Annotated in this window: 8 protein-coding genes; all 8 read right to left on the bottom strand. The window is 34.5% G+C overall.

What is annotated here, in order from left to right:
- On the bottom strand, positions 1-226 hold a 226-nt coding region (locus HMPREF9446_RS10550), incomplete at its 3' end, for an NAD-dependent epimerase/dehydratase family protein (RefSeq protein WP_009125633.1).
- 8 nt (positions 227-234) lie between these two features.
- The gene (gmd, locus tag HMPREF9446_RS10545) at positions 235-1,317 is read right to left on the bottom strand and encodes a GDP-mannose 4,6-dehydratase (RefSeq protein WP_009125632.1); all 1,083 of its coding nucleotides are present in this window, start codon (positions 1,315-1,317) and stop codon (positions 235-237) included.
- A 172-nt stretch (positions 1,318-1,489) separates the two neighbouring features.
- Complete coding sequence (locus tag HMPREF9446_RS10540; RefSeq protein WP_009125631.1) at positions 1,490-2,230, bottom strand: glycosyltransferase family 2 protein; 741 nt, start codon at positions 2,228-2,230, stop codon at positions 1,490-1,492.
- Positions 2,230-2,499, bottom strand: a complete 270-nt coding sequence (locus HMPREF9446_RS19395; RefSeq protein WP_009125630.1) for a glycosyltransferase family protein — start codon at positions 2,497-2,499, stop codon at positions 2,230-2,232. Before HMPREF9446_RS19395 ends, HMPREF9446_RS10540 begins: the two co-directional genes overlap by 1 nt.
- Before the next feature lie 44 nt (positions 2,500-2,543).
- Positions 2,544-2,957, bottom strand: a complete 414-nt coding sequence (locus HMPREF9446_RS19390) for a glycosyltransferase (RefSeq protein WP_338058230.1) — start codon at positions 2,955-2,957, stop codon at positions 2,544-2,546.
- Positions 2,958-2,960: 3 nt separating this feature from the next.
- Complete coding sequence (locus HMPREF9446_RS10530; protein ID WP_009125628.1) at positions 2,961-3,689, bottom strand: glycosyltransferase; 729 nt, start codon at positions 3,687-3,689, stop codon at positions 2,961-2,963.
- On the bottom strand, positions 3,658-4,911 hold the full coding sequence (locus HMPREF9446_RS10525) for a hypothetical protein (protein ID WP_009125627.1): 1,254 nt from the start codon (positions 4,909-4,911) through the stop codon (positions 3,658-3,660). The genes HMPREF9446_RS10530 and HMPREF9446_RS10525 overlap by 32 nt, the downstream gene beginning before the upstream one ends.
- Positions 4,886-5,818 carry a glycosyltransferase family 4 protein gene (locus HMPREF9446_RS10520; RefSeq protein WP_009125626.1) on the bottom strand — a complete coding sequence of 311 codons (933 nt, stop codon included), beginning with the start codon at positions 5,816-5,818 and terminating at the stop codon, positions 4,886-4,888. Before HMPREF9446_RS10520 ends, HMPREF9446_RS10525 begins: the two co-directional genes overlap by 26 nt.
- Positions 5,819-5,865 lie beyond the last annotated feature (47 nt).

The raw sequence follows: 5,865 nt of genomic DNA, 5'->3' as shown, positions 1-5,865 counted from the left end.
TCTTCGTATCGTGGGCCTTGCCCGCCAAATGAATGACGGCATCAAATTTCGGAAGATTCTGCATCGGAAAAGAGGAAGGCTCAATATCCTTCCAGGAAAAAGTCCTTGCCACCCCTTCCTTCTTAGGGGCGACAATATCCAGACCATAAAGGTTATGACGTTCCTTCAGGGCTACAACAAGATTGGAACCCACAAAGCCGTGGATTCCGGTAATTAATATGTTCATGAAATTATTTATTCAATAACTTGCGCCTTCAGATACAATTTTCTTACAAACCTCATATCATGCTCCACCATTATTCTCACCAGTTCGGGGAAACTCGTCTTCGTAGGATTCCAGCCGAGCAGTGACTTAGCCTTTGTAGGATCACCCAACAGCTGCTCAACCTCGCAAGGACGGAAATACTTCGCGTCAACCTCAACCAACGGCTTGCCGGTCTTCACGTCAATACCCTTTTCATCCACACCTTCACCTTCCCAACGGAGCTCAATGCCAACCTCCTTGAAAGCCAAAGTAGCAAACTCACGAACGGTATGCATCTCACCCGTAGCTATCACGAAATCCTCGGGAGTATCATGCTGAAGAATCAACCACATACACTCCACATAATCCCTGGCATATCCCCAGTCACGGCGGGCATCCAAATTACCCAGATACAGCTTGTCCTGGAAACCTTGGGCAATGCGGGCAGCAGCCAAAGTAATCTTGCGGGTCACGAAAGTCTCCCCACGCCGCTCACTCTCATGGTTGAACAGAATGCCGTTCACGGCAAACATTCCGTAGCTTTCACGATAATTCTTGGTAATCCAGAAGCCATACTGCTTCGCCACCCCGTATGGGCTACGGGGATAGAAAGGTGTTGTTTCCTTTTGAGGAATCTCCTGTACCTTACCGAAAAGTTCGGAAGTGGAAGCCTGATAAATCCGCGTCTTCTTCTCCAGACCAAGAATACGGACAGCCTCCAGCATACGGAGCGTACCCACGGCATCCGATTCCGCCGTATATTCGGGTACATCGAAGCTGACCTTCACATGGCTCTGGGCAGCAAGGTTGTATATCTCATCCGGCTGAACCAGCTGAATGATCCGGATAAGAGAACTGCTGTCCGTCATATCCCCATAATGAAGATTGATCAGACGGTCTTTCTTCATGTCACGAACCCACTCATCCAGATAAAGATGTTCGATACGGCCTGTATTGAATGAGGAAGAGCGGCGAAGAATGCCGTGAACCTCATAACCTTTTTCTATTAGGAATTCGGCAAGGAAAGAACCGTCCTGGCCGGTGATACCGGTAATTAATGCTATCTTTTTCATAAAACTATTCTCTCGTAAAAATTAATTCTGATACCTTTATAAAACATTTCCAATGAATGAAGGAATGAAATGAACAGATAAAAGATATAACTAAATCAAAGCCGTTTAAACTTCCCATATTTTGCTCTCCCATTATTAATACCGACTTTAAGATACTTCCATTTTTGGCCGCTCACCAAATTCCAAATTTTCTCCAATACCTAAAAAGTGATTGTAAAAAAATTCCTGCATATTTCAAGGACCTCCTTGCAGAACGGGTACCTTCGTACTCAATTTCTACCATAGGATAATAAACCACATCATACCCCTTCAGATGCATCCTTTTGCATAAATCCATATCTTCGCAATAGAGAAAATAATGTTCATCCAATCCCCTCACAGTTTCATAAGCCTTACGGGATATCATCATAAACGCACCTATAACCCAATCGACATTAATAGGAAATTCAGTCAACTCATTTCTCTGCTTATACCCTAAAATACGTTTCATATGCCGCTCTACGAAATTCATGGGGGTAATGAAATCCCGAAAACTATCTTGCACTTCACCTTTAACATTTATAATTTTAGGAGCAATAATTCCTATTGTGTCATGCTTATGCATGTAATCAGACATCTTGTCTATGCCAGTATTCAGCCTTACATCAGGATTCATTATCACAAGAAAATCCCCTCTAGCAACAATTAAACCGCGATTCATTGCGTATGCAAAACCACCATTGCTTTCATTAAATACCCATGTTAGATTTGGATATTCTATCAATAACTGCATTTGTCTTTCACGATCATAACAAGAATTAGAAGAAACTACAATTTCAATCTTATCTCCAAAAGGTGGATAAGATATAATAGAGTTGACGCAATTCTCTAGCTCTGTAATCGAATTATATTCAACAATTATAAAAGAAACCATTAAAAACGGAATTTTATTTTAGCATAACGCTTCATTAGTTCTTTCAATACTATCATACGATAAGTTATCCGATAAGTATATGGTAAAACACTTGTTTCAGATGCAGCACTCAAATTGGCACCATGCCGGCGATACAGGATCAGGTTTTCGTCAAGAAAATAGACTTTACCAAATATTTCACAACATAATCCAATCCAAATATCATGCATAGCTATTTTAGGTGGAAATGGAAGTATATATCTTAAAGCTCTTCTATTAATAGCCAACATGCATCCAGTGTATGGATTAAATGAAAAATTAGAAATAAAACCTTTTAACGGATTTTTTTGTAGAAACGTTCTTTCACCATATTTAAAGATGCATCTACGACTTTTGCATTAGACAGTACCAAATCATTTTCAACAAGATGTGGTAATAGACTATCAATTTTATGAGGTAACCAAACGTCATCCTGATCTGCAAGGAAAATATAATCGCCTTTTGCTTGTTTTATTGCATTTTCAAAATTATATACAGGAGAATGAAACTTTTGATTATCAATAATTACTATTCTTTTATCTAAGTACTTCTTTATAATATCTAAAGTTGCATCAGTAGAAGAATCATCCGAAATAATAATTTCATCTTCATCAGATAATTGATGCAATATAGAATCCAACTGTTCTTTTATGAACTTCTCTCCATTATAAGTAGCAATACAAACAGAAATCATTACGTCTATAATCAAACATTATCTATTTTTCAAAAAACGATTTAATGCATATACTATTTTTCCATATATAGCATAGCGTAATCCTAAATTGGACTTCATGATAGAAAAGATATTATCATAAAATTTCGAATTAATGTTATTGCTACTTATTCCGTCACCAGAAAAGACAGCAATTGTGATAGGTGTATATATAAACTTTATTTGAGGATTACTCCATAGTTGCAAATTCAAAAAATAATCAGCTACTATCTTATAATCCAAATTAAAAGGATACTGCAATAATTTTTTTTTAGGATAAACTATGGACTGATGACAAATATTTTTATAACTCAATTTGTAAGCATTAAAATATCCATCATGCTTTTTACCCAAAGCGGACATATAACAATTAAAATAATATACATTATTTGCATTATCTAATACATTTATCACTTTACCAAAGTCAGGTAGCAAGTAATCATCTGCACCTAAGAAATACACCCAGTCATAACTTGCCATTTTAACCCCCTTATTCATTGCATCATATATACCTGTATCTTTTTCACTTATCCATTTTATTTTTTTTTCACCATACAACCCCAAACTTACCATTTTCTCATAGTGAGTTAAAATATCTAAAGTCTTATCAGAAGATGCTCCATCAATGACAAGTAATTCTAAATTAAGTATATCTAAGGATAAAACACTTGAAATTGCGGAACCTATTGTCTTTCCACTATTTAATGATACTATTATTACCGTTATCATATTTCAATTTAAATGTAGTGCTTGAAGAATAAAAAATAAGGGAGAAACATATTAGAGGAAACATTTCCTCTATAGAAGGTCGCTGTAAATAATTTAAAGCAATAGCCAATAGCAACAAAAGTTCATTACGTTTAATATACTTTACTGCTATATATAAAAATGGAATATAAAAAAAAAGATAGCCGAACAATCCATGCATAGCTAGATAGGAATAGAAAGATGGGTATCCTAAATTATATTTATAAACATTATCTATTGAGAAGCCAACTCCTAGAATAGGAGAGGACTGGAAAGCCTGTTTCTGTAGAGGTATTGCAAAACTCCGATTATCTCCATTATAATTACCAGAATCATCTTTCTCAAAACGATTAAAAATAAGTGTATCTAATCCTTTATAAATGTCATCATTCTGAATTACAAAATAGATTGACAGAGAAGCAAACAGTATTCCAAGAACAAAGAATTTCTTAATTTTAAAGAGTCCGATTCTAAACCAATAATATAAAATAGGAACTATAGTAATCATAAAAGCCATAGAAAATGTCATGATTCCTCCTATAAAAAAAATAATTCTATATTTATTGGATTTAAAAGTAAATTCATTTAAGACTAACAAATATGTCAAGATTAATGCTAACGCCCCCGGCTCATCTGCAAACCCCGCAATTCTAATAAAAGTGAAGTAGCCAAATAAATAACGAGCATTAGTTGCACCAAGAGGAAAGTATAAATAATGCATACGACCATCCTGCTTTAGAAAATCTGTGGAAGGCCATTGTATTCCTATCAACAATATTAAAAATAAAATTATTGACATCAATACAATTAATGCATTCACTTTCATAAATATATTTAGGTATTTCTCATATTTACTCCTTATAATCAAGCAGCTTCCTAATACATAAATACATTTCATAGCCATTCCTACCCCTTTACGAAAGTCTGATAACTCTTGAGTTACTATTATCATTAAACATCCATAGAATATAAATGATAACATAAATAACAGAACAACCTTCATCCAAATATCTATATGGCTATCAAGATAGCAATAAGCCAACAAAAAAACACCTATTGATAAACCACCGGAAACTAATGCATAAGAATGTCCAAACAAATAATACCCGATATATGGGGCAGAAGTAAAACATGTCAAGACAGACAAGACAACTAAAACATCAAATATTTTAAGTCTGCTACATTTTTTCACAAACAAATTCATACAAATTCATTATGTGTTCTACATTTTTTTCTACCGTGTATTTGGATCTTGCTTCTAATTGGGCTCTTTCTGACAGTGTTGCTATAAGCTGTGGAGAATTAAACAAATGCAATATTTTTTCACATAATTGTTCAACATTGTTCAATTCGAATATCATACCATTTTCTCCATCCCTAATAATCTCTATATTAGCACCGGAATTGCTTACAACAGGTACAAGCCGAGATAGCATATATTCTATAGTAACTCTCCCAAAAGCCTCATATTCAGAAGCAAGTACACCAATTTTGCATTTTGCCAAATGCTCACTGACATTATTGCAATAACCATGTAGGGAAACATTACGTAAAATACCAGATTCAGCAATTAACCTTTTAATTAATTTTTCATATGATTGATCTTCTGAAAATGCACCCAAAATATGCAAATGGATATTTCTTATCTTATATTCATTTACCAATTTAGCCACAGCTCGTATAACTATATCTTGATGTTTTCCCGGACTTATTATACCCACTAAAGCAATGTTGAATATTGCTTTTTCATCAGATAAACAAGCATAATATTTTACATCAACGCCATTATAAATTAAAGCAATATTTGTCTTAGATAATTTTTCTTTATAATATTCACCTAAAGATTTTGATATTACCACAATATAATCTGAGCACTTTGCATATAACCAGTATTGATAAGAATCACCCCAATTATAAGACCAATGAAAATGTTGCTTCACGAACTCCCTAAAGTGCCATATATGAGGAACTCGTAATAAAACAGACAAATAAGCACCTACATTCAAGACACTAGAATTAGAATGAACCAGTGCAATATTCAGATTCCGAAACTTATAAAAAAAATAAAGTGCACAAGAGATATTAATAACTTCACGTAACCAACCTTTCATTACATCAAAAAGGTTTCTGATTATCCGTTTATGCACCTGTTATATTC

The organism is Bacteroides fluxus YIT 12057, from assembly GCF_000195635.1.
Lineage (GTDB): Bacteria > Bacteroidota > Bacteroidia > Bacteroidales > Bacteroidaceae > Bacteroides > Bacteroides fluxus.
This window is presented reverse-complemented; position numbering and strand designations above follow the sequence as displayed.

Bases quoted from the DNA above. Each gene is read 5' to 3' on its own strand.
- HMPREF9446_RS10540 (WP_009125631.1), bottom strand. From the start codon at position 2,230: ATGGTTTCTTTTATAATTGTTGAATATAATTCGATTACAGAGCTAGAG.
- HMPREF9446_RS10525 (WP_009125627.1), bottom strand. From the start codon at position 4,911: ATGAATTTGTTTGTGAAAAAATGTAGCAGACTTAAAATATTTGATGTT.
- HMPREF9446_RS19395 (WP_009125630.1), bottom strand. From the start codon at position 2,499: ATGTTGGCTATTAATAGAAGAGCTTTAAGATATATACTTCCATTTCCA.
- gmd (WP_009125632.1), bottom strand. From the start codon at position 1,317: ATGAAAAAGATAGCATTAATTACCGGTATCACCGGCCAGGACGGTTCT.
- HMPREF9446_RS10520 (WP_009125626.1), bottom strand. From the start codon at position 5,818: ATGAAAGGTTGGTTACGTGAAGTTATTAATATCTCTTGTGCACTTTAT.
- HMPREF9446_RS10530 (WP_009125628.1), bottom strand. From the start codon at position 3,689: ATGATAACGGTAATAATAGTATCATTAAATAGTGGAAAGACAATAGGT.